This is a genomic window from Polymorphospora rubra, assembly GCF_018324255.1.
GTDB lineage: Bacteria > Actinomycetota > Actinomycetes > Mycobacteriales > Micromonosporaceae > Polymorphospora > Polymorphospora rubra.
On record NZ_AP023359.1, the window covers coordinates 3,594,057 to 3,617,442 of the forward strand.

Below are 23,386 nucleotides of genomic sequence, written 5' to 3' on the forward strand. Positions count from 1 at the left end.
TTGCAGTGCCGCCGAAATCTGCCGTTGACCGTGGCGCCCGACCGTCCCATGTCATGCGCGTGGTGCACTTCACCGACACCTACCTGCCCCGACGCGACGGGGTCGTCACCTCGGTACGCACCCTCGCCGACGCCCTCGCCGACCGCGGCCACCCCGGCCTGACCGTCGTGCCCCGGCACCCCGACCAGCCCGACGAACCCGCCCTGCTGCGCCTGCCCGCCATCCCGTGCGGCATCGCGAACCTGCGGCTGTCACCCTGGCTGCTACGCTCGGCACCCGCCGCCGGCACCCTGGCCGCCATCGCCGCCACCGAGCCCGACATCGTGCACGTGCACACCCCCGGCCCGCTCGGACTGCTCGGAGTGCTCGCCGCCCGGCAACTCGGGCTGCCGCTGGTGCAGACGTACCACACCGACCTGGAGGCGTACGCCGACGCGTACCGGGTGCCCGTCCCCGCCCTGCGCGGCGCCGTCCGGCTCTACGCCCGCCGGCTCGGCGTACCCCGGCCACCGGCCCGGCCCGGGGCACCGACCCGCCCCGCCGACCGGCGCCGGGACGCCCTCGACCGGACCAACACCCTGCTGCTCGGCGACGCCGACGCCGTCGTCGTACCCACCCGCGCCGTCCTCGACCGGATCAGCCTGCCGGTGCCCGACGACCGGATCTTCCTCGTCCCGACCGGGGTCGCACCCCGGCCGACCACCGCCGCCGCCGCCACGGCCTTCCGCGCCCGGCACGGCCTCGGACCGAACCACCGCGTCGTGCTCTTCGTCGGCCGGGTCAACCGGGAAAAGGGCGTCGACCTGCTCGTCTCCGCCTTCACCCGGATCGCGGCCGGCAACCCCGACGCCCGCCTCGTGCTCGTCGGCGCGGTCGTCGAACCCCGCTGGCTCACCGCCGTACTGCGCGCTCTCGGCAACGACATCGCAGCTCGGATCATCCTGACCGGGCAGCAGCCGCCCGAGGAGGTCGCGGCCGCCTACCGGGCCGCCGACGTCTTCGCGTTCCCGTCCCTGACCGACACCCAGGCCCTCGTGCTCCAGGAAGCCGCGCTCGCCGCGCTGCCCGCCGTACTCGTCGACCCCGGACTGCACCGGCACGGGCCGCTGGCCGGCGCCGCCGTGCGTACCGACCCCGACCCCGACAGCTTCGCCGCCGGCATCCGCGGCCTGCTCGACCACCCCGACACCGCGCGGCGGACCGGCCGGCAGGCCGCCGTCAACGCCGGCCGGCACACCCCCGCCCGGTACGCGGACGCCATGTGCGACGTGTACGCCCACGCCTCGACAAGAGCCGGTGCCGTACGGGCGGGTAGGTTGAGCGATCGTGGACGTACTCGTAGTTGATCATGTCTTGGCCGGCTCGCGACTCACCGCGATGCGCGACGCCCGCACCGACTCGGCGGCATTCCGCGCCGCACTGCACGAACTCACCACCATGCTCGTGTACGAGGCGGCCCGCACCTTCCCCGCCGAGCGGTATCCCGTCGAAACCCCGGTCGGACCCACCCAGGGCACCCGGCTCGCCAACCCGCCACTGCTGGTGCCGGTCCTACGCGCCGGCCTCGGCATGGCCGACGCGGCCCTCGCCCTCCTCCCCGAATCGTCGATGGGCTTCGTCGGCCTCGCCCGCGACGAACACACCTTCGAACCCCGCGCCTACATGGAGTCGCTGCCCGCCGACCTCACCGGCATCCCGGTCCTCGTCCTCGACCCGATGCTCGCCACCGGCGGATCACTCGAACACTGCTGCCGGCTGCTCACCGAACGCGGCTGCACCGACATGACCGTGCTCTGCGTACTCGCCGCCCCCGAAGGCATCGACCGGCTGCGCCGCTCCGGCCTGCCCCTGCGCGTCGTCACCGCCTCCATCGACGAAGGACTCAACGACAAGAAGTTCATCGTCCCCGGCCTCGGCGACGCCGGCGACCGTCAGTTCGGCGGCATGCCCCGGTTTTAGGTCCTCGCTGTGCTTGCTGGCCCTCGCTCCGCGAGGGCTGGCTCACTCCGCTTCGCGCTGAGTTTGCTGGCCTCGCCTCCGGCTCGGCTGGCTCGCTCCGCGTCGCGCCGCCCCATGCGCCGTCTTCGCCCCGCGAGATGCGACGGCTTCGCCGCATGTCCTCGGGCTCCAGACGGTGCGGCGGCGCTCGGTCGACTCGCGACTCCGGTTGCGGTCGAACCTGTCCGCCGATTGCTTCGCCGACCGGGTTCGGTTGGTGGTCGTCACGACCGGCACACGCCCGGACGCTTCGCAGGTTCCGTCAAAGGTGGCGGCCGGGTTCGCCCGGCGCCGGGCCTGTTCTGCCGGGAGCGTCTTTGGTGCTCGTCGTTGTTGATCTGGGCGGGAGGGACCCTATCCACGCTCGATAAGGTCCCTCCCGCCCAGATCAACTGGATAACTCCGCGACCCGCCCCGCACCGTGACAGACGTTCAGCACATATCGCCCCGGCGGCGCTGGGGCGGGCGGACATCCCGCAGGACGAACTGAGCGTAGGTGGGGTTATCCGGCCGGCGGAATAACCCCTCCAGTGCTCACCTCGTCAGCCGGACGGGCCTGTCAGGGCGGCCCGGACGCAGCCCACCACCGGCCGGCCGGCCAGGTCCCGGCAACGACACGCAGCCGTCACGGCCTCTCGGCCGTCCGACCGCCAGGACACGCAGCCGGCACCACACCTCGGCCATCCGACCGCCGGGGCCCGGTCAGCCCCGTGGCCCGCAACCCCGTCCCGAGCCGGCGCAGATCGGCGAAGCAATCGGCGGACAGGTGTGACCGCACCCGAAGTCGCGAGTCGACCGAGCGCCGCCGCACCGCCTGGAGCCCGAGGATCGCGCCGCGAAGCGGTCGCGGCCCGCAGGGCGAAGACGGTGCATGGGGCGGCGCGAAGCGGAGCGAGCCAGCCGAGCCGAAGGCGAGGCCAGCAAACACAGCCAGCAAACTCAGCTCACCCGCCAGCTCTGGGCCCGGCGGTCCTTGAAGGGCATGACGCCGTGGAAGACGCGGGGCTCGGGGGCGAAGACCAGGGACAGGAAGTGGTGGTCGCTCTCCCACATCGGCACCCGGCCGGCGAGGATATCGGCGAGGTCGGTCCAGATGAGGGTGCCTTCGGGGCAGTTCCGCTTCGGTTCACCGGTCCAGGTCGGGATGCGGAAGATGAATCCGAACCAGTTCTCGCCGGACCGTCCGAAGCCCGGCCACGAGACGGTGCCGGCCAGTTCGACGGTGCCGCATTCGAGGCCGGACTCTTCGTGGATCTCCCGACGCATGCCGGTGACCACGTCCTCGCCGGGCTCGAGCTTGCCGCCGAGTCCGTTGTACAACCCGTAGTGCAGGTCGTCGGGGCGGGTGTCGCGGCGGAGCATCAGCACCTGTCGGCGGTCGGGGGAGAGCACGTAGCCGAGCGTCGCGATGATGGCCTGCACCCGGCCACCCTAAGCGAACCGTTCCGGTCCGGTGAGGTCGGCGGGCCCGGCGGGATCGTGCCGCGGGCGGGCGGCGGTTCGGTTGGCTCGAAGCGGTCCGGGCCGCTGCCGGGCGGGCGGCGGAGCGTGTCGACGATCGGACGGCCAGGATGGATGCGTGGCGTGCGCGGACCGACTACCGTTCCGGGCCATGACGTCTGTTGCGCTCGCCGAAGAGCTGCTGCTGCTCGCCTACGACGACGAGTCCGGTAAGGCGACCGGGTCGCGGATCGGCCTGGACCTGGGCATGGCCGCGGCGGTGCTGGTCGATCTGGCGCTCGCCGGCCGGTTGGCCTATTCCGACGGCTCGATGGTCGTGATCGACGAGACGCCGACCGGTTCACCGCTCGCCGACGAGGTGCTGGCCCGCATCGCGGCCGACACCCCGAACAGTCCGGCCTCGTGGGTGCAGCGGTTGCGGCACGGTCTGCGGGACCGGGTGCTCGCCGGCCTGGTGGCCCGTGGGATCGTCCAGGATGTCGACGAGACCGCGCTCGGGTTCATCCACGTGCACCGCTACCCGATGACCGACGCGACGGCCGAGACCGATGCCCGGGACCGGTTGGCGAAGGCGCTCACCGGTGACGGGACGCCGGACGAGCGTACGGCCGCGCTGGCCACCCTGATCGCCGCCGTGCGGATGGAGCCGACGCTGGGCCTCAGCGGTGCCGCCGTCGACGACGCGCACCGCCGGTTGCAGGAGATCGCCGGCAGCGCCGGTTTCGGCGGCAACGTCAGTCTGGACGAGTCGACGGTGCGCCCGTCGGTGGCGCTGGTGATCGCCACGCTGACCCGGGCCATCGACGCCGCGCTCGGCGCCCGCGCCTGATCGTCGACGCCTGGCCGGACCCGCCACCGGGCGCCCACGGCTGGCCGCGGGCGCCCGGTGGCGGTCACCAGATGCCGAGTGCGGCGGCGGTTTCGGTGCGCAGCGCCTGCAACGACGCGGCGGCCCGGCCGCGGGCCCCGGTCACGTCGCCCTCGGCGACCGGCTCGATCACTTCGAGGTACGCCTTGAGCTTCGGCTCGGTGCCGGACGGCCGTACGACGACCCGGGTCGACGCGGTGCGCAGGATCAGCACGTCGGCGGCGGGCAGCAGGTCCTCCGTCGCGGTGATCGGCTCGTCGAGCAGCGTGCCGGGAGTGCGGTTGCGGATGTGGGTCATGGCGGCGTCGATCTCGGACAGGTCGTCGACGCGTACGGAGAGCTGGTCGGTGGCGTGCACCCCGAACTCGGCGGCGAGTTCGTCGAGTCGGCCGGTCAGCGTACGGCCCTCGGCCTTGAGCCCGGCGGCGAGTTCGGCGACGGTCAGCGCGGCGGTGATCCCGTCCTTGTCCCGTACATGGTCGGGGGCGACGCAGTAGCCGAGCGCCTCCTCGTAGCCGAAGGCGAGTGGATCGTCCGCGCCGGATCCGGCCCGGACGATCCACTTGAAACCGGTGAGCGTCTCGTCGAACGGCAGGCCGCGGGCGGCGCAGATGGTGCGCAGCATCGACGACGAGACGATGGTGGTGGCGTAGAGGCCGGCGGTGCCGCGGCGGATCAGGTGGTCGGCGAGCAGTACGCCGACCTCGTCGCCGCGCAGCATCCGCCATTTGCCGCCGTCGGGTACGGCGACCGCGCACCGGTCGGCGTCGGGGTCGTTGGCGATGGCGATGTCGGCGCCGGTCCGCTCGGCGAGGGCGGTCAGGAGGTCGGTGGCGCCCGGCTCTTCGGGGTTGGGGAAACTCACCGTCGGGAAGTCGGGGTCGGGCGCGGCCTGTTCGGTCACGACGGCGGGTGTGCCGAAGCCGGCGCGGGCGAAGGCCGCCGTGAGAACGGTGGCGCCGACGCCGTGCAGCGGCGTGTACGCGATCGTCAGGTCCCGTGGCCCGTCCCGGTCGACCACGGCGGCGGCGCTGTCCACGTACGACTCGACGATGTCTTCGCCGAGCACGGTGCCGGGGTCGCCGAGCGGCACGGCGGACAGCGGACCGACGGCCCGGATCGCCGCCTCGATCTCGGTGTCGGCGGGTGGCACGATCTGCGCGCCGGCGCCGAGCGGGCCGCCCAGCGCGGCGCCGAGATAGACCTTGTAGCCGTTGTCCTGGGGCGGGTTGTGGCTGGCGGTGACCATGACGCCGGCCGCCGCGCCGAGGCGCCGTACGGCGTAGGCCAGCACCGGGGTCGGTAGCGGGCGGGGGAGCAGGAGGGCTTCCCGGCCGGCGCCGGTCGCCACCCGGGCGGTCTGCTCGGCGAACGCCCTGGAGCCGTGCCGGGCGTCGTACCCGATCACCAGCGGGCCGTCCGCGTCGCGGGCGGCGAGCCAGGCGACCAGGCCGGCGGCGGCCTGGGTGACGACGGCGAGGTTCATGCCGTTGGGGCCGGCCCGCAGCGGCCCGCGCAGCCCGGCCGTGCCGAAGGTCAGCGGCCCGGCGAATCGGTCGGTGAGGTCGGCCGCGCTGTCCGGCAGCCGGTCGATCACCTGCCGCAGTTCGTCGCGGGTGGCCGGATCGGGGTCGTCGTCGAGCCAGATCCGGGCGCGCTCACGCAGTTCGTCGAGTCCGGTCGTGCCGGTACCGGTTGCCATCCCGTCTTGATAACACGCGTCGGCTCGATCCACCGCCCCAACCCCGGTGCCGCCGGGACCGCCCGCGATCGGAGAGTCCGGGAAACAGGACGTGGCCCCAACCCGCCGGAGCGGGTGGGGCCACGTCGTGGGTGTCGGCTATCCGTTGCCGGTCATCTGGAACGTGCGGGTCATCTCGTCGAAGACCGGCCGGCTCTCCTCGAACCGGGTCTCCGGGGAGGTCAGGTAGAACGAGTAGGCGGTGCCGCCGGCGACGACGGCCTGCCACACACCGTGCCGCATGGTCTCGCCGTCGCCGCAGGTGTATTCGAGTTCGGCGGCCTGCTGGCCGGCGAGCTCGACCTGGCGCAGGCTGATCTGGCTGTACGGCTTCGCGCACGAGCCGGTGTTCTTGTCCAGCCGGTCGGCGGCGGCCTGGAGGAAGCGCATCGGGGTGGTGTTGGCCTTCTCCACCAGGATGCGCACCCGCCGGCCGGAGTCCTCGGGATCGGTGAAGTCGATCCACACCCCGGAGCCGGTCCTCGCCCACTCCTTGGGGACGTTGACCGAGAGTCCACGTTCGGCGTGCGTCTGCACCTCGAATGCCGGGCCGGCGGGCTCGGTGGGCGCGGTCACCGGCGGCGTCGGCTCCGTCGGCTCGTCGGCGCCGTTGAGGAGCACGAAGCCGCCGATCAACAGCAACAGGACCAGCCCGCCGGCGGCGGCGACCTGGATCTTGCGCGGCCAGCCCTTGACGGTGGTGAACAGCGAGTTCCCGGTACGTCGTACGCCGGCGACGGCCTGCGAGACGCCGCCCGGCCCGCCCGCGCCGGGCGGCGGTGCCGGGGCGCCGGTGATGACCGGGGCGGCGACGGTCGCCGGACCGGGTGGAGGACCCGGGCGGTGGGCGACGGTCGGACCGACCTGGGTGGCTGCGGCGTCGGCACCGCCGGGCGCCCAGGCCTGGGCCGTCGGTTCGTCCCAACGCTGCGCCGTCGGCACCTCGCCGGTCGCGCCGGGGTTGTTGGGATCGAGTCCGGCGGCCGCGTACTGGGCCGGGGTCGGCATCTGCCGGCCGGCCTTACGCAGGGCGGCGAGGCGGTCGGTCAACGACTCGCCGGGAGCGATCATGGCCCGGCCACCGATGTTGCCGCTGGGCGCCGGCCGCTGGGGCTGGGCGGGCTGGGCGGGGGCGTCGGCGCCGCGGGTGGGGTCGGCGGCTGCCAGGCCGGCCGCGGCCCGGGTACGACGGAGTACGGGTCGGTCGTGAGGTGGCCCGGTGCCTTGCTGGCGAGCTGTCCGGCCAGCAGTTCCCGCAGCATGTTGCGGGCGGTGTGGGTGTCGAGCCGGCGGGCCGGGTCCTTCTCCAGCAGCCCCATCAACATCGGCCCGAGTACGCCGGCGCGGGTCATCGGCGCGGGCGGGTCCTCGACCACGGCGTGCATCGTCTCGATCGGGTCGCCGCGGTCGAACGGTGGACGACCCTCGACCGCGGTGTAAAGCGTCACGCCGAGGGAGAAGAGATCGCTGGGCGGCCCGAACTCGCTGCCCATGGCTCTTTCGGGGGAGATGAAGTGCGGCGAGCCGAGCACCATGCCAGGGGTGGTGAGCTGCACGTCCGTCGGCATCCGGGCGACACCGAAGTCGGTGAGTACGCAGCGGCCGTCGGAACAGATCAGCACATTGGCGGGCTTCACGTCGCGATGCAGTACTCCGATCGCGTGTGCCACCTCCAGCGCGCCGAGCAGCGCAATTCCGATCTTGGCAACCGCGCGGAGGGCCAGCGGCCCGTCCTCGATCACCATGTCGGCGAGGCTGCGCGCGTCGAGCAGCTCCATCACGATCCACGGCCGGCCGCTTTCGGTGACCACGTCGTAGACCTGCACGACGGCGGGGTGTTGCAGAGCCGCCGCGGCCCGCGCTTCGCGCAGTGTGCGTTCGTACATGGCGTCGCGGTCGCTGGGCGCGAGCCCGGGCGGGAGGATGACCTCCTTGACCGCCACGTCGCGGCGCAGCAGGGTGTCGGCTGCCCGCCACACCGTGCCCATGCCGCCGTGGCCGACGGCTGCGCGAAGTGCGTACCGTCCGCCGATTGTGGTGCCTGGTGCCGCGCGTCCGCTGGTAGGGCTAATTGGTCCGCCACTCCACGTCGGAATTTGAGTCACAGGAAAAGCCACCGAGGTAATCGAGGGTCCCGGATAACAACCCCTCTATCTTGGCGGTTGGGGCGCCAGAAGGAAAAGGTGAGGGTGGGCCCTGGGCCGAAGTTGACTGGTTGCATCCATGTGCTCGCACTAAGTGTCGAATTTTGCACGCAGCGTATGGGAGTCCTCACCCGTTCGGCGGAGTGTGGATCCGGAGAACGTGCTCCATTCGGGGAAAGTGGCGCGGCTGCTGCGGGATACGGTCGGCGAAGACCGTGGGACGCTGCGTAACGTGGGGATGTGCCGGCCGGTCGGTCGATCCCCGGTTCCCGTCGGGTGCGGCGGGCGTCGCCGCCGCTGCCCGCCGGTTCGTTACGCCCCGTAGGGCTCTGGGTGTACCGGCTGGACCTGCGGGTACCTACGCTGGGTGATGATGGCGGACCGCTTGTGCGGGTCTGTCGTGCCCCGGTGTGACACGGTGGGGGGCGGGGCTCGGGTTTGCCGCTGTTTGCCGTACGCGGTTGTCAGCGCCACCCGACGTCACCGCTTAGTGAAGGTCTAGGGGTTTACGTCCGTTTTGTTATGTACCCGACGTGACCACCGCGACTGTCACACGTTGTAGGAGGTGTGCGAGAGATGGCGGCGAGCGAAAGTGGTGCACACGCTGCCACGCGGGCTTCCCAGCAGGGATTTCGTGACTCTGTGCGACCTGAATACTACCGTAACGAAGTTGCGCAGCGTCACCGTCCTCGGTCTAGGCTGTCTAACGGATCAACAACTTCTACTGATCGAGAATTCGACGTGACGAGTGCGTTGACACTGCCCACCAGCAGTCCACTGGCGTCGTCCTGGCCCGACACTCCGCCCGGGGCCGACGCGTTGCCCGGTCAGCTCGACCGTTGGCTCGCCTCCCGTGGAGCCGAACTGGTAAGCGTGCGCCGCCACATCCACGCCCACCCCGAGCTGTCCCACCAGGAGTTCGAGACGGCCGCGCTGGTCGCCCGCGAGCTGGCCGTCGCCGGCCTCAGCCCGCGGCTGCTGCCCAAGGGCAACGGGGTCATCTGCGACGTCGGCGAAGGCGACCGGGTGATCGCCCTGCGAGCCGATCTCGACGCGCTGCCGCTACCCGACACCAAGGACGTGCCCTACCACTCGACAGTCGACGGGGTGGCGCACGCCTGCGGACACGACGTACACACCACCGTGCTGCTCGGCGTCGGCCTGGCCCTCGCCCAACTCGCCGACCGCGGCGAACTGTCCGGCCGGGTACGCCTGCTCTTCCAGCCGGCCGAGGAGGTCATCCCGTCCGGCGCACCCGAGGTGATCGCCGCGGGTGGCCTGCGCGACGTGGCCGCGATCTACGCGCTGCACTGCGCCCCGCAACTGGCCGCCGGCCTGGTCGGCGTCCGGTCCGGGCCGCTGACGGCCGCCGCCGACACCGTCGAGGTCCGGCTCACCGGCCGGGGTGGGCACACCGCCCGCCCGCACCTGACCGCCGACCTGATCCACGCCCTCGGCCGCGTGATCGTCGACGTACCGGCACTGCTCGACCGGCGGGTCGACGCCCGCGCCGGCGTCTCCATGGTCTGGGGCCGGGTCCACGCCGGCGAGGCGTACAACGCCATCCCGGGCGAGGGCAGCATCAAGGGCACCGTACGGATCCTCAACCGCGAAGCGTGGCGCGAGGCACCAGAGCTGATCAGTCAACTCGTCAAGGACGTCGTCGCCGGAACCGGTGCCGAAGCCGAGGTGCTCTACACCCGCGGCGTGCCGCCGGTGATCAACGACCGGATGGCGTCGGCGATCGTCGCCGGAGCCGCCGGTGCCGCGCTCGGGCCGGACCGGGTCGTCGAAGCCGAGATCAGCATGGGTGGCGAGGACTTCGCCTTCTACCTCGACCAGGTGCCCGGCGCGATGATCCGGCTCGGCACCGGCGTTCCGGGCGTGGACAGCCGGTTCGACATCCACCAGTCCGCGTTCGACGTGGACGAGCGGGCGATCGGGTACGGCGTCCGGGTCATGGTGCACACGGCGCTGGCCGCCCTGGCCGCCGGCACGTTCTGAGTTGGCTGGCCTCGCCTCCGGCGGGGCTGGCTCGCTCCGCTTCGCGCCGCCCTATGCACCGTCTTCGCCCTGCGGGCCGCGACCGCTTCGCGGCGCGGTCCTCGGGCTCCAGACGGTGCGGCGGCGCTCGGTCGACTCGCGGTGTTGGCTGGCCCCGCCTCCGGCGGGGCTGGCTCGCTCCGCTTCGCGCCGGCCTGTGCACCGTCTTCGCCCTGCGGGCCGCGACCGCTTCGCGGCGCGGTCCCCGGGCTCCAGACGGTGCGGCGGCGCTCGGTCGACTCGCGACCCTGGTCGCGGTCGGAATGGTCGTCGTCTGCCGCGTTGAGGGGCCGGGCCGCAACGCGGCCCGGAAAGTGGCAGACGGTGCAGGATGCCGGTTCGCCCCACCCACCCCCAGAGGGGAGTTCGAGGGTGGGTGGGGCGACCGGTGGGCGGCCCGGCGGTCAGGGTTGCGGCGGTGCGGTGACGGTGGCGGGCTCGGCCGGTGGGCGGCGGTTGCGGCGGAGCAGCCAGACGAGCGTGGCCACCGGCAGGCCGAGCACGACCAGCCAGGGCAGCAGTGCCCCGAGGATGGTCAGCAGGACCAGCAGTGATGTGACGAACATCTCCCAGCCGCCCTTGAGGCCCTGGACGAAGCCGAGTTCCTCCCCGTCGCGCTCCGCCTCCGGGCCGAGCAGGACCAGGGTGATCGTGGACAGTGCGGTCAGGTCGTCCAGCCGGCGCTTCTTCGCCTCCAGCGAGGCCAGGTCGGCCTCCCGCTTGGCCAGTTCGCCCTCCAGCATCACCAGTTCGGTGAGATTCGTGGCGCGGGCCAGCAACTGCCGACCGCTCTCCACCCGGGCCCGCTGGCTGGCGAGCCGGGCGTCGAGATCGAGGGCCTCCTCGGTGACGTCCTGCGTACTGATGTCGCGCTGCTCCTGGTCCCCGAGCCGGGCCAGGTCGTCGACGACCGGGCCGAACCGGTTCGCCGGGATCCGCAGCTCCAGCGAGGCGGTCGACCGCCGGTCGTCGCTGGTGCGCTTGTCGACCCCGACGAAGCCGCCGACGCCGGTGGCGATCGCGGTCGCCCGAGCGGCGGCCCGGTCGACGTCGTCGACCCGTACGGTGATCGAGCCGGTGTAGATGATCGCCCGCTCGTCGACCCGGAAGCGCACCGGCGCACCCGCCGCCGGCTGACCGGCGCCCGGCACGGCACCGGCGCCCGCGGCGGCGTCCTCCGGCGCGGCCTGCTGGTCGTACGCCGGCGCCGAGTTCGAGGATGTTTCGGTGGTCGAACTGCATCCGGTGAACGCGAGCGCGGCCGCCACCCCAACGGCGGTCAGTGCCGCACCGACCCTTCGTCGTGCCCCCATGTCTCCTCCGATCAGCGCGTTCGTCGGCCGCCCGGTGGCCGTCCGCCGCCCACCGTCCGGTGATCCGTCAGACGCGCGGCGCGGCCGCGCCGGTTCCGGCAGACTTCCGGGGAACCATCTCGATTCGGTGCCGAGGGAGTCACGATGCAACTGACCAAGTACGGCCACTCCTGCGTCCGCATCGCGCACGACGGAGCGGTGCTGGTCATCGACCCGGGCGGCTTCACCGAGCCGGCCGCGCTGGACGGGGTGGACGCCGTCCTGATCACGCACGAGCACTTCGACCACATCGATGTGGACGCGCTCGGTGACGCGCTCGCGAAGCGGGCCACGGTCACCGTGCACACCCACGCGTCCGTGCTGCCGAAGCTGGCCGGGCTCGGCGGCGTGGTCACCGCCGTGGAGCCGGGCGACGCCTTCGCCGCCGCCGGCATGCGGATCCAGGCGTACGGCGGCTGGCATGCCGAGATTCATCCGGAGATCCCCCGGGTGCCCAACCTCGGCTTCCTGGTCAACGATCAGGTCTACCACCCGGGTGACTCGTTCGACGTGCCCGAGGGGGTGCAGGTCGACACGCTGTTCGTGCCGGTCTCCGCACCCTGGCTGAAGCTCTCCGAGGCGGTCGACTTCGTCCGCGCCGTCGGCCCGCGCCGGGCCTTCGCCCTGCACGACGCGTTGCTCAGCGACGCCGGCCACACCGTCACCGACGCCAACATGAGCAAGCTGTCGGGCTGCGAGTACGCCCGCCTGGAGCCGGGAACCCTCGTTCACTGACCCGCTGCGCGGTCCGTACGGACAGGGCAGGATGGCGGGCGTGGCCGATGACATCGAGCAGCGGCTCTACACGGTGCCGCCGGACCGGTTCGTCGCCGTGCGCGACGAGGCGGTCGCCGCCGCCCGGGCCGCCGGCGACCGGGATGCCGCCCGGCGGATCGCCCGCCTGCGCAAACCCACCGTCGCCGCCTGGCTGGTCAACCTGCTGGCCATCAACCGGCCGGAGCTGCTGGCCGACCTCGTCGAGCTGGCCGCGGCGCTGCGGACCGCGCAACGCGAACTGCGCGGCGGGCAGTTGCGCGAGCTGTCCAACCAGCGCCGTGGCGCAGTCAATGCGCTCGTCGCCGCCGCCCGCGACCTGGCCCGGGCGGCGGAGCCGGCCGTCGCGGCCGGGAAACTGCCGTTGCCGGAGGTCGAGGCGACGCTCAACGCGGCACTGTCCGACGAGGAGGTCGCCGAACTGGTCCGGTCCGGCCGCCTGATCCGTGCGGTCAGCTACGCGGGCTTCGGCGAGGTGCCCCGCCCGCAGCTACGGCTGCTGACCGGCGGCGCGGCGCAGGGAAGACCGGCCGGAGAGGAGATGGCCACCGGCACGGCGCGGGGGACCGACCGGGAGGGCCAGGCTCCCCGGCCGGCCGGGGAGCCCGCCGGCCGGCAGCGGGAGGAGGCCGCCGAGCAGCAGCGGGAGGACGCCGCCGAACGGAAGCGGGAAGAGAAGGCGGCGCGCGCCGAGGAGGCGGCCCGGGCCGGCCAGCGTCGGGAGCTGACCCGCGAGCTGACGGCGGCCCGGAGCCGGCAGCGGCGGGCCGAAGCCGACCTGCGCCGCAGCGCGGCGGCCGAGCACGACGGCGTCGAGGACCTGGCCCGGATCGAGGCCGAACTGGCAGAGGTGGAACGCCGGCGGGCCGCGGCCGAGGAGGAGATCGGCCGACGCCGGGCGGCCCGCCGCACCGCCGAACGGGCCGCGAGCACCGCCCGCCGGCACGCCGGTGAGGTCGAGGCGGCGATCGAGGCGTTCGACGCCGAGACTGTTCCACGGCCCGCCCGGAAGGCAGACTCAGGGAGCGCCGGCCGCCGGCCGGCGCCGACAGAGAGGCGGCGCGGTTGACCCCCGAACAGACGGCCGGTGCCGCCCGGGCCAGTGTGTCGGAGATCGGCACCGCGTTCAGCGAGGCACCCCGTACGCTGCGCCGGGCCCGGCTGCTCGGCCTCTCCGGCTGGGCGTTCCACGTCGCCGGCCGGGCCGGGGCACTGGGTGACGTACGCGCCGAGACGGCCGCGGCGGTGCTGGGCTTCATCGCCCCCGAGGCGGTCGCCGACGGCTGGGACGGGGCCCGACGGGTGGCCAGCCCGGTCGACATCGCCGGCCACAACCTCGCCGAATGCTGCCGGTGGGGGGTGGACAACCTGGGTGACTTCCCGCGGGTGGCCCGCCTGGTCGAGCTGGCCGGACGGGTCGTCGCGGCGGCCGACGCGGCCGGCATGCCGCTCTTCGCCGCCTGGCGGGCGATGCCCGTGCCGGACGATTCACCCGGCGCCCGCGCGGCGGCGCTGCTCCTGCTGCTGCGCGAGCACCGGGCCGGTGCGCACCTGCTGGCCGTCCGGGCGAGCGGCATGACCCCGCTGGAGGCGATCATCGCCGGCCCGGAGGGGGAGGGCGGAGCGCTGGCGTACGGCTGGACGCCGCCGTTCCCGCCGGCCGAACCGCTGATCCGGCGCTCGTTGTGGGCCGACGCGGTCGCCGACGGCATCACGGCCGGCGCGTACGCGGCACTGGGCACAGCCGAGCGGGTCGAGCTGGTCGGGTTGCTGGAGAGCGTGCTGGCCGGGCTGCGGGCCGTACCCGTCGGCAACGGTGACCCGAACGGCCCGGTGGGCGGGCGTCCGGGGCCGGGGAGTCAGCATGCGGACAGAAGCCCGTAATTCAACAGCGCCGGTCCGGCTGGCACGGGTTCAATGCCAGGCGTGACACTTCCTGACGGCTGGACCATCCGGCCACCCACCCTCGACGACGTACCGGCGTTGCTGAAGGTGACGCACGCCAGCGACATCGCGGCGATCGGCTATCCCGACTTCCCCGAGTACGAACTTCTCGAGGTGCTCCAGGCACCGCACGTCGACCTCGAGCGGGACCAGGCGGTCGCGGTCGACGCCGACGGTGCCGTGGTCGCGTGGGCCTACCTCGACAACCCCAACCGCGCCCAGCGGGAGTTCATCGAGGTCTACGTACATCCGGAACTGGGCGTTCCGGCGCGGGCCGTGCTGCTGCGCCGGCAGCTCGACCGGGTCGCGGAGGAGGCGGCCGAACTCGGGCTCGACCGGATGTCCGTGCGGGCCGGTGCCGTACCGACCGAGACGGGGTGGGCCGGCGACCTGCGGGCCGCCGGCTTCGGGTTCGTGAAGCGGTACGCCCGGATGTCCCGCCCGCTGGCCGGCGTGTCGACGACCCCGCCGACCCCGCCCACCGGGATCGTCGTACGGCTCGTCGACCCGTCGTCCGACGACGACATGCGCGCCTTCCACCGGGTGCTGGACACCGCCTTCCGGGACACCCCGGACTACGACCCGATGACCTACGAGCACTGGCGGGAACGGATCGCCGCGCTGCAGAGCGTCGCCTACGACGAGTGGTTCGTCGCCACCGTTGACGGCGTACCGGCCGGTGTCCTCCAGTCGTCGGACCAGGGGACCGACGACGACGAGGGCTGGGTGCGCTACCTGGCGGTGCTGCGTGAGCACCGCAAGCGGGGCATCGGTGCCGCGCTGCTCGGGCACGCGTTCGCCGTCTACGCGGGCAAGGGCCGCAAGCAGGCCGGGCTCGGGGTGGACCTGAGCAACCCGACCGAGGCGGCCCGGCTCTACCTCTCGGTCGGCATGACCGCCTCGTACGAGGCCGACATCTTCGAGCGGACCGTCGAGGCCGCCGGCCGCTGACCGTACGGGCGCGGGGTCGACGGATCCCGCGCCCGTCCCGGTTACGGCGACGTGGTGCCGGTCGGCCGGGTCCGCAGCTCGGCGACGTAGTCGTCCGGCGCCCCGGCCTTCTCCGCCGCGTTGGCGATCTCCGACAGGTACCAGGCGGTCGGCAGGCCGCCCTCGTAGCCGTCGAAGACGAACACCCAGGCGGTGACCTCGCCGTCGAGCGTGGCCACCCGTACGTGTAGCTTGCGGTAGGTGCCGGCTACGACGCCTTCGACCTCGTCGAGCTGGGCGGCATCCCAGGGATGTACGTCGTAGAGGGCGACGAACACGCGGTCGCCGGGTGACTCCACGACCGTGGTGACGGCACCTTCCCAACCGATCACCCCCTCCCCGGCGAAGGTGAGGCGCCAGCCTTCCAGCCAGCCGGTGCCCACCATTGGCGAATGCGGACAGTAGGCACGCATTCGAGCGGGGTCGAGGTTTGAGCCGTACGCGGCGTAATGACGCACGGCGATGACGATAGCTCGGCGAAGCGGTCGTGGAGAATACGACTGTGCGTGTCGGCGCGGATCGAGGGAAGAAACTTGCGGCGAGTGTTGCCGTGAATACTGCGGGTGACTAGGGAAGGGCGAGTGTCGTGAGCCGTATCGTGATCATCGGAGGTGGGCCGGCCGGCTACGAGGCGGCCCTGGTCGCCGCCCAACTCGACGCCGAGGTCACGGTGGTCGAGGCCGACGGTGCCGGCGGCGCCTGCGTGCTCTCCGACTGCGTCCCCTCGAAGACCTTCATCGCCAGCTCCGACGTGGTGACCGGATACCGCGACACCGAGGAGTTCGGGGTGCACTCCGACGGGCTGGAGGCGGTCACCGTCGACGCCGTCGCCGTGCACGAACGGGTCAAGCGGCTCGCGCTGGCCCAGTCCGGCGACATCCACGCCAAACTCGTCAAGGCGGGTGTGATCTTCGTCCACGGCACCGCCCGGCTCGGCGACGATACGCTGGGTCACACCCACCGCGTTCTGGTGACGCCCGCCCATGGTGACGCCCCGTACCTGATCGACGCCTCGACCGTACTCGTCGCGACCGGTGCGACCCCGCGGGTGCTGCCGTCGGCCCGACCCGACGGAGAGCGGATCCTCACCTGGCGCCAGATCTACGACCTGCCGGCGCTGCCCGAGCGGCTCATCGTCATCGGCTCCGGCGTCACCGGCGCCGAGTTCGCCAGCGCCTACCTCGCGATGGGCGTCGACGTGACGCTGGTCTCCAGCCGCGACCGGGTCATGCCGCACGAGGACGCCGACGCCGCGATGGCCATCGAACGGGTCTTCCGGTCGCGGGGGATGACCATCCTCAACAACTCCCGGGCGGCCGGGGTGACCCGTACCGCGGACGGGGTGCGGGTCGAACTGTCCGACGGCCGTACGGTCGAGGGCTCGCATGCCCTGATGGCCGTCGGCTCGGTGCCGAACACCGAGGGCCTGGGCCTGACCGAGTACGGCGTCAACGTCGCGCCCGGCGGCTACGTCGCCGTCGACCGGGTGTCGCGGACCAACGTGCCCGGCATCTACGCGGCCGGCGACTGCACCGGCGTGCTCCCGCTGGCCAGCGTCGCCGCGATGCAGGGGCGGATCGCCATGTGGCACGCGCTGGGCGAGGCGGTCCAGCCGCTGCGGCTGCGTACGGTGCCGGCCAATGTCTTCACCGACCCCGAGCTGGCGACCGTCGGCGTCTCGCAGAACGAGGCGGACGCCGGCAGCACCCCGGCCCGCCAGGTCATGCTGCCGCTGGCCGGCAACGCCCGGGCCAAGATGGCCGACCTCCAGGACGGCTTCGTCAAGCTCTTCTGCCGGCCGGCCAGCGGGCAGGTGATCGGCGGGGTCGTGGTCGCGCCGAAGGCCAGCGAGCTGATCCTGCCCATCGCCATCGCGGTGGAGAACCACCTGACGGTCAACCAGCTCGCGCAGACCATCACGATCTATCCGTCGCTGTCCGGGTCGATCACCGAGGCGGCCCTTCAGCTGATGCTGCACGAGCCGGAGTAGCGCGGGCGGCGCGGCGGCCGGCCGGGTCGGCGAGCGCCAGCGCCCAGCCGGCGCCGGCGAAGACGACCGCGGCCACCGCCGCCACCGCCAGCAGCCGCCACGCGGACTGGGTCAGCGCCGAGCCGCCGGCATGGCCGACGAGCCCGCCGTACGTCGCCCAGCCGAGCGCCGCGACCGCGTCGTACGTCACGAACAGCCGGGCCGGATAGCGGGCCCGGCCGGCGTGGAAGCACGCCGCCATCCGGCCACCGGGAACGAACCGGCAGAGCAGGATGACCAGCGGTCCGGGCCGGCGCAGCCCACGACCGAAACGGCTGGCGACCCGGCGGGCACGGGCCCAGCGGCGGGCGGCGCCGAGCAACGGGGCGGTCGCGCCGTCCGGCGGGAACTCCGGGCCGGTCCCGTCCGGCGGGTCCGGTGTCGCCGGCCGGATGCCCGGGCGGCGCAGGGCCGGTAGTCGGGCGCCGGCCGGGGTCCACCGCCCGAGCAGGTAGCAGGCCAGGTCGCCGGCGAACATCCCGACCGCGCCGACGGCGACCGTCAGCCGCAGGTCGAGCTGCCCGTAGACGGTCAACGCCCCGCCGGTGATCATCACTGCCTGGGTCGGCACGACGGGTACGAACGCGTCGACGGCCAGCAGCCCCAGCAGCGCGAGATACGCCCAGGTGGGCGACGCGGTGAGCAACTCGGTCAACGTAACCTCGGCGCGGTCGGCCAGTGGTGGAGAGCGCGTGCCGGTGGTGTCCGGCACATGACGACGACCGTCACGGTACGCGGCCGGACCCGACAGGTGCCGGACGTGCGCCCAGGTGTCGACCGTGGCACACCGGCGACGGACCGCGCGTGCGCCGAACGTCCGCCGGCCGGCGTACGGTTGGGATGCGCGGTCGTCGACCTCCGGGTCCCCGTTCGGCGACGGGTACGGCCGCCAGCGGGTCGCGGACAGGTCCCGTGTCCGCGACCCGCCCACGTGACCGCCGGCCGTCCGGTGTTACCCGCCCGCAACGCGACCGGCGTAGGTTCGACGCACGCGGGGTACGGGGCATGGCGGACCGCGGTCGCGAGCGGAAGGCGGCGTTGCCCATGGCTGACCTGTTCGAGGACTACCGCCTCGGTCCGGGCTGGGACGAGATGTTCGTCGATCCGGGCCTGCCGCGCGAGACGTACGAGGCCCTGCACGCCACCCTCCAGCCACTGTCCAGCGCCGAACTCGGCGTCCGCGCCGACGTGCTGGCCCGCGCCTTCCTCGACCAGGGCATCACCTTTGCGCTCAAGGGCGTCGAGCGGCCGTTCCCGCTCGACATCGTGCCGCGGATCATCGCCGCCGAGCAGTGGCGGACCGTCGAGGCCGGGGTCGCCCAGCGGGTACGTGCCCTGGAGGCGTTCCTCGCCGACATCTACGGCGCCGGCCAGGTGCTCGCCGACGGCGTCGTGCCCCGCCGGATCGTGGTCACCAGCGCGCACTTCCACCGCGAGGCGGCCGGCATCAACCCCACCAACGGGGTACGCATCCAGGTCGCCGGCGTCGACCTGATCCGTGACGAGCAGGGCACGTTCCGGGTCCTGGAGGACAACGTACGGGTCCCGTCCGGGGTCAGCTACGTGATGGAGAACCGGCGGGCGATGGCCCACGTGCTGCCCGAGGTCTTCGCCGCCACCCGGATCCTGCCCGTCGAGTCCTACCCGGCGCAGTTGCTGCGGGCGCTGCGGGCGGCCGCGCCGAACGGGGTCGGCGACCCCACGGTGGTGGTCCTCACCCCCGGCGTGCACAACTCCGCCTACTTCGAGCACGCCCTGCTCGCCCGGGAGATGGGCGTCGAACTGGTCGAGGGACGCGACCTGGTCTGCATGGGCAACGAGGTCGCGATGCGGACCACGGCCGGCGAGAAACGTGTCGACGTCATCTACCGGCGCATCGACGACGAGTTCCTGGACCCGGTGCACTTCCGCGCCGACTCGATGCTCGGCGTCGCCGGGCTGCTCAACGCGGCCCGGGCCGGCCGGGTCACCATCGCCAACGCGGTCGGTAACGGGGTCGCCGACGACAAGCTCCTCTACACGTACGTACCCGACCTGATCCGGTACTACCTGGGCGAGGAGGCGATCCTGCCCAACGTGGAGACCTACCGGCTGGAGGATCCCGACGCCCTCGCGTACGTCCTCGACCGGCTCGACCAACTCGTCCTCAAGCCGGTCGACGGCTCCGGCGGTGCCGGCATCGTGATCGGCTCGCAGGCCACCGACGCGCAGCTCGCCGAACTCCGCGACCGGGTCCGGCACGACCCGCGCGGCTGGATCGCCCAGCGCGAGGTGGCCCTGTCGATGGTCCCCACCCTGATCGGCAACCGGCTGCGGGCCCGGCACGTCGACCTGCGGCCGTTCGCCGTGAACGACGGCGACAGGGTCTGGGTGCTGCCCGGCGGGCTCACCCGGGTCGCACTGCCCGAGGGAGCGCTGGTGGTCAACTCCAGCCAGGGCGGGGGCTCGAAGGACACCTGGGTGCTCGCCGGCACCGCGTCGGCCGCCACCCCGGTCGACGATCCGCCGGTCCTCGCCGCGATCCCGGAGCCGGTGGAACCGGTCAGCGTGCCCGCGCCGCGCAGCCCCGATCCCGGGCCGGGACTCGGCCCGTCGATCGCCCAGCAACAGCAGCAACAGCAGTCCGCCCGGTCGGTCGGAGGGGAGCAGACCCGATGCTGAGCCGGATCGCCGAATCGCTCTACTGGATCGGCCGCTACGTGGAGCGGGCCGAGGACACCGCCCGCATCCTCGACGTACACCTGCACCGGATGGTCGCCGATCCGTGGGTCGACGAGGAGATCGCCTGCCGGTCGTTGCTCGCCGTCATGGGGGTCGGCGGCGCCGACGGACCGGTCACCTCGGCCCGGGTGGTGGGCCTGCTCGGCCTCGACGAACAGAACCCGAGTTCGGTGGTCGGGGCACTGGCCGCGGCCCGGGAGAACGCCCGCGGCGCCCGCGAGACGGTCTCGTCGGAGATGTGGGAGTGTCTCAACACGACCTGGCACGGGCTGCCCGACGCCCGGCGGCGGGTCGAGCAGCAGGGCGTGCACGCCTTCTTCCGCTGGGTCCGGGAACGTTGCTCGGTGATGGCCGGCCTCACCGACGCCACCATGAGCCGCGACGAGGGCTGGCACTTCCTGGTGCTGGGCCGCAGCGTCGAACGGGTCGACATGACCGCCCGGCTGCTGTCCACCCACGTACGCGCCGGCGGCAGCATCCCGTCCTGGCTGACCCTGCTGCGCTCCTGCGGGGCGTGGGAGACGTTCCTGCGCACCTACCGCGGCTCGCTCGACGACCGGTACGCCGCCGAGTTCCTGCTGCTCGACCGGCTGTTTCCACGGTCGGTCTTCGCCGCACTGTCCCGGGCCGAGGCGTGCCTTTCCGAACTGGAACCCGACCCGGGCCGGGCCGGGGTCGCGACCGACGTGCAGCGCATCGTCGGCCGGGCCAGGACCGGCCTGGAGTTCCGGGGCGCCGACGAGCTGATGACCGACCTCGGCGGGGTGCTGTCCAGCCTGGAACGCACCTGCTCGCAGATCAACGACGCGGTGTCCCGCCGCTACTTCCGGCAGACGTCGGCGGTCTCCTGGGTCCCCGAGGCGGTCGCATGACGATTCCCCGACCCGGATCCGCCGGTTGGCAACGGAGGTACGACACGTGACGGTCAGCAGTTGGCGGTTGAAGGTCCAGCACCGGACCGGGTTCACCTACGCCGGCAAGGTCGACTCGTCGTACAACGAGGCCCGGATGTCGCCGCGCAACGAAACCCGCCAGGCGGTGCTCGACGCGCGGGTGGAGGTGTGGCCGACGGCCCGGACCTACCGGTACGAGGACTACTGGGGCACCATCGTCACCGCCTTCGACGTGCACAGCGCGCACGAGTCGTTGCAGGTGACCGCCGCCGCCACGGTCGAGACGCTGCCCGCCGGCGACCTGCTGCCGAGCACCGGCGGCATCGGCTGGGACGAGCTGGCGACACCGGCCAACGTGGACCGTTGGCACGAGCTGCTGCTGCCGACCCCACGTACCGCCATCGACGAGGAGTTGACCGAACTCGCCGAGTCGCTGAAGGCCGTCGAGCCGACCCCGCACGGGGCGGCGATGGCGCTCTGCGAGCGGATCCGCGACGAGATGACGTACGAGGCCGGGGTGACCGGCGTGCAGACCGACGCGGTGCAGTCCTGGCGCCAGCGCAAGGGCGTCTGCCAGGACATCAGCCACCTGGTCGTGGGGCTGTTGCGGGCGATGGGCACGCCGGCCCGGTACGTCTCCGGCTATCTGCACCCGAATCCGGACGCGGCGGTCGGGGAGACGGTGGTCGGACAGAGTCACGCCTGGGTGGAGTGGTGGGTGGGCCGCTGGACGGCCTTCGACCCGACGAACGGCGTACCGGTCGGGGAACGCCACGTGGTCGTCGGCCGCGGCCGCGAGTACGCCGACGTCCCCCCGCTGAAGGGCGTCTATTCAGGCCCCCCAACACCGGCCAGGGCGTCGAGGTCTCGATAACCCGCCTCCGCTAGCCCCCAAAGATCCGCGTGATCAGGGACCTGGACGGGTGTGTCGTCGGCGTGTCGGGGTGCAAACTCCCTGATCACGGTGATCAGGAACGGGTGGCGGCGCGAGGCACGCGAGGGCTAGGCTGTGCGGCATGCGTAATGCGGCAGTGCTGACGACGACGCCGGGGATCCCCGGCGCGACGCGCTGACGTAACCAGTCGACGACGAAGCCCCGGGGCGACCGCCCCGGGGCTTCGTCGTGCTCCGCGAGTGGGTCGCCCCCGTACCCGATCGAGGAGACCGACATGGTCGACCACCGCAAGCTCGGCCGCGAGCTGGGCATCTTCCACTCCGACCCGCTCTCCGGCGCCGGACTGCCGATCTGGTTGCCGGACGGCGCGGCCGCCCGGCACGCGGTCGAGGAGTACGTCCGCGAGCTGGAACGCCGGGCCGGCTACCAGCACGTCTACTCGCCACCGCTGGGCCGGCGGGACCTCTTCGAACTATCCGGCCACCTCGGGCATTTCGCTGACGACATGTTTCCGCCGCTGCGGATGGCCGGCGACGACGAACTGATCCTGCGGCCGGCCCTGTGCCCACACCACTGCCTGGTGTACGCCGCCCGTGGCCGTTCGTACCGTGACCTGCCGCTGCGGATCGCCGAGATCGGTGGAATGTACCGTTCGGAGCGCTCCGGAGTGCTCGGCGGCCTGACCCGGGTACGCGCGATCTCCCTCAACGACTCGCACAACTTCTGCGCCCTGGAGCAGGTCGGTGCCGAGGTGGCCGACGTGCTACGACTCACCTCCGAGGCGCACGCCGCGCTCGGCGTACGGCCGGCGGGTTACCGCCTGTCGCTGCGCGGACCGGGCGGCAGCTATGTCGGGGACGACGGGTCGTGGCAGCGGGGCGAGCAGTTGCTGCGCGAGGCGCTGTCGGGGCTGCCGTACGAGGAGGCGCCCGGCGACGCGGCGTTCTACGGACCGAAGATCGACATCCAGGTACGGGACGCCGCCGGGCGGGAATCGACCCTGTCCACCGTGCAGATCGACTTCGACAAGCCGGAGCGCTTCGACCTGTCGTACACCGACCGGGACGGCAGCCGGCGGCGGCCGGTGCTGGTGCACCGCAGTCTCGTCGGCAGCATGGAGCGGCTGTTCGCCTACCTGATCGAGGTGCACGAGGGGGCGTTTCCGTTCTGGTTCGCCCCGGTGCAGGTCGAGGTGCTGCCGATCGGCGCCGACCAGTTGCCCGCCGCCGAGGCGTTCGCCCGGTCCGCGGTCGAGGCCGGCCTGCGGGTACGGGTCGAGGCCGAGGGTTCGCTCGGTGCCCGAATCCGGGACGGTGCGCAGCGGCGGGTCCCATACGCGGCGGTGATCGGCGCCCGGGAGGCGGCGGACGGGCTGGTGGCGTTGCGGGCGCGGGACGGCCGGGCCCTGGATCCGCTGCCGGTGCCCTCGGCGCTGCGCATGCTCACCGATTCGGTCGTGTCCCGTTCGCCGGTGCCGCTGGCCTGAGGCCCTGATGCCCGTGATCAGGGAGTTGCCGGGTGTGCCGCCGGTGG

General features: G+C 72.8%; 18 protein-coding genes and 1 pseudogene. 13 read left to right on the top strand and 6 right to left on the bottom strand.

The genetic code is table 11. The annotated features are described in order from the left end of the window. The first annotated feature begins 53 nt into the window (after positions 1-53). Positions 54-1,346, top strand: coding sequence for a glycosyltransferase (locus Prubr_RS16525; RefSeq protein ID WP_212826423.1), 1,293 nt, complete (start codon positions 54-56; stop codon positions 1,344-1,346). Further along, complete coding sequence (gene upp / locus Prubr_RS16530; RefSeq protein ID WP_212826425.1) at positions 1,327-1,959, top strand: uracil phosphoribosyltransferase; 633 nt, start codon at positions 1,327-1,329, stop codon at positions 1,957-1,959. The genes Prubr_RS16525 and upp overlap by 20 nt, the downstream gene beginning before the upstream one ends. A gap of 978 nt (positions 1,960-2,937) precedes the next feature. On the opposite strand, the gene Prubr_RS16535 is transcribed toward upp, so the two are convergent. Continuing rightward, complete coding sequence (locus Prubr_RS16535; RefSeq protein ID WP_212826427.1) at positions 2,938-3,420, bottom strand: NUDIX hydrolase; 483 nt, start codon at positions 3,418-3,420, stop codon at positions 2,938-2,940. Positions 3,421-3,610: 190 nt separating this feature from the next. Here Prubr_RS16535 and Prubr_RS16540 point away from each other — a divergent pair, with 190 nt between their 5' ends. After that, a complete protein-coding gene (locus Prubr_RS16540) occupies positions 3,611-4,288 on the top strand; it encodes a GOLPH3/VPS74 family protein (RefSeq protein ID WP_212826429.1) in 678 nt (225 codons plus the stop codon). A 64-nt stretch (positions 4,289-4,352) separates the two neighbouring features. On the opposite strand, the gene Prubr_RS16545 is transcribed toward Prubr_RS16540, so the two are convergent. Beyond that, positions 4,353-6,029 carry a phospho-sugar mutase gene (locus tag Prubr_RS16545; RefSeq protein WP_212826431.1) on the bottom strand — a complete coding sequence of 559 codons (1,677 nt, stop codon included), beginning with the start codon at positions 6,027-6,029 and terminating at the stop codon, positions 4,353-4,355. A 138-nt stretch (positions 6,030-6,167) separates the two neighbouring features. Next, positions 6,168-8,173, bottom strand: a pseudogene (locus tag Prubr_RS16550) (protein kinase domain-containing protein). Positions 8,174-8,953: 780 nt separating this feature from the next. Here Prubr_RS16550 and Prubr_RS16555 point away from each other — a divergent pair. Further along, on the top strand, positions 8,954-10,216 hold the full coding sequence (locus Prubr_RS16555; protein WP_212826433.1) for an amidohydrolase: 1,263 nt from the start codon (positions 8,954-8,956) through the stop codon (positions 10,214-10,216). 443 nt (positions 10,217-10,659) lie between these two features. On the opposite strand, the gene Prubr_RS16560 is transcribed toward Prubr_RS16555, so the two are convergent. Then, the gene (locus tag Prubr_RS16560; protein WP_212826435.1) at positions 10,660-11,568 is read right to left on the bottom strand and encodes a DUF4349 domain-containing protein; all 909 of its coding nucleotides are present in this window, start codon (positions 11,566-11,568) and stop codon (positions 10,660-10,662) included. A gap of 144 nt (positions 11,569-11,712) precedes the next feature. Here Prubr_RS16560 and Prubr_RS16565 point away from each other — a divergent pair, with 144 nt between their 5' ends. Genes Prubr_RS16565 through Prubr_RS16580 form a run of 4 tightly spaced genes read left to right on the top strand, consistent with a single transcriptional unit; the run spans position 11,713 to position 15,276 of the window. Further along, entirely contained in the window at positions 11,713-12,342 is a 630-nt protein-coding gene (locus Prubr_RS16565; protein WP_212826437.1) for an MBL fold metallo-hydrolase, read from the top strand. Positions 12,343-12,373: 31 nt separating this feature from the next. Further along, complete coding sequence (locus Prubr_RS16570) at positions 12,374-13,450, top strand: hypothetical protein (RefSeq protein WP_246568746.1); 1,077 nt, start codon at positions 12,374-12,376, stop codon at positions 13,448-13,450. Further along, positions 13,447-14,265, top strand: coding sequence for an SCO6745 family protein (locus Prubr_RS16575; RefSeq protein ID WP_246568747.1), 819 nt, complete (start codon positions 13,447-13,449; stop codon positions 14,263-14,265). The genes Prubr_RS16570 and Prubr_RS16575 overlap by 4 nt, the downstream gene beginning before the upstream one ends. Before the next feature lie 33 nt (positions 14,266-14,298). Continuing rightward, positions 14,299-15,276, top strand: a complete 978-nt coding sequence (locus Prubr_RS16580; protein WP_425518023.1) for a GNAT family N-acetyltransferase — start codon at positions 14,299-14,301, stop codon at positions 15,274-15,276. A 41-nt stretch (positions 15,277-15,317) separates the two neighbouring features. On the opposite strand, the gene Prubr_RS16585 is transcribed toward Prubr_RS16580, so the two are convergent. Then, the gene (locus Prubr_RS16585; RefSeq protein ID WP_212826441.1) at positions 15,318-15,773 is read right to left on the bottom strand and encodes a gamma-glutamylcyclotransferase; all 456 of its coding nucleotides are present in this window, start codon (positions 15,771-15,773) and stop codon (positions 15,318-15,320) included. A gap of 128 nt (positions 15,774-15,901) precedes the next feature. On the opposite strand from Prubr_RS16585, the gene Prubr_RS16590 reads away from it, so the two are divergent. Continuing rightward, positions 15,902-17,305 (top strand): NAD(P)H-quinone dehydrogenase, encoded by a 1,404-nt coding sequence (locus Prubr_RS16590; RefSeq protein ID WP_212826443.1) that lies wholly within the window; start codon positions 15,902-15,904, stop codon positions 17,303-17,305. On the opposite strand, the gene Prubr_RS16595 is transcribed toward Prubr_RS16590, so the two are convergent. Then, complete coding sequence (locus tag Prubr_RS16595; RefSeq protein WP_212826445.1) at positions 17,262-17,999, bottom strand: DedA family protein; 738 nt, start codon at positions 17,997-17,999, stop codon at positions 17,262-17,264. The genes Prubr_RS16590 and Prubr_RS16595 overlap by 44 nt on opposite strands. A gap of 389 nt (positions 18,000-18,388) precedes the next feature. On the opposite strand from Prubr_RS16595, the gene Prubr_RS16600 reads away from it, so the two are divergent. The 4 genes from Prubr_RS16600 to thrS all read left to right on the top strand — a co-directional run bounded on the left by Prubr_RS16600 (position 18,389) and on the right by thrS (position 23,339). Continuing rightward, positions 18,389-20,005 (top strand): circularly permuted type 2 ATP-grasp protein, encoded by a 1,617-nt coding sequence (locus Prubr_RS16600; RefSeq protein ID WP_212826447.1) that lies wholly within the window; start codon positions 18,389-18,391, stop codon positions 20,003-20,005. Further along, positions 19,999-20,937 carry an alpha-E domain-containing protein gene (locus Prubr_RS16605; RefSeq protein ID WP_212826449.1) on the top strand — a complete coding sequence of 313 codons (939 nt, stop codon included), beginning with the start codon at positions 19,999-20,001 and terminating at the stop codon, positions 20,935-20,937. Before Prubr_RS16600 ends, Prubr_RS16605 begins: the two co-directional genes overlap by 7 nt. Before the next feature lie 46 nt (positions 20,938-20,983). Further along, positions 20,984-21,832: a transglutaminase family protein gene (locus Prubr_RS16610; RefSeq protein WP_246568748.1), complete on the top strand. Its 849-nt coding sequence runs from the start codon at positions 20,984-20,986 to the stop codon at positions 21,830-21,832. A 295-nt stretch (positions 21,833-22,127) separates the two neighbouring features. Further along, on the top strand, positions 22,128-23,339 hold the full coding sequence (thrS, locus tag Prubr_RS16615) for a threonine--tRNA ligase (protein ID WP_212826451.1): 1,212 nt from the start codon (positions 22,128-22,130) through the stop codon (positions 23,337-23,339). The last annotated feature ends 47 nt before the right edge of the window (positions 23,340-23,386 follow it).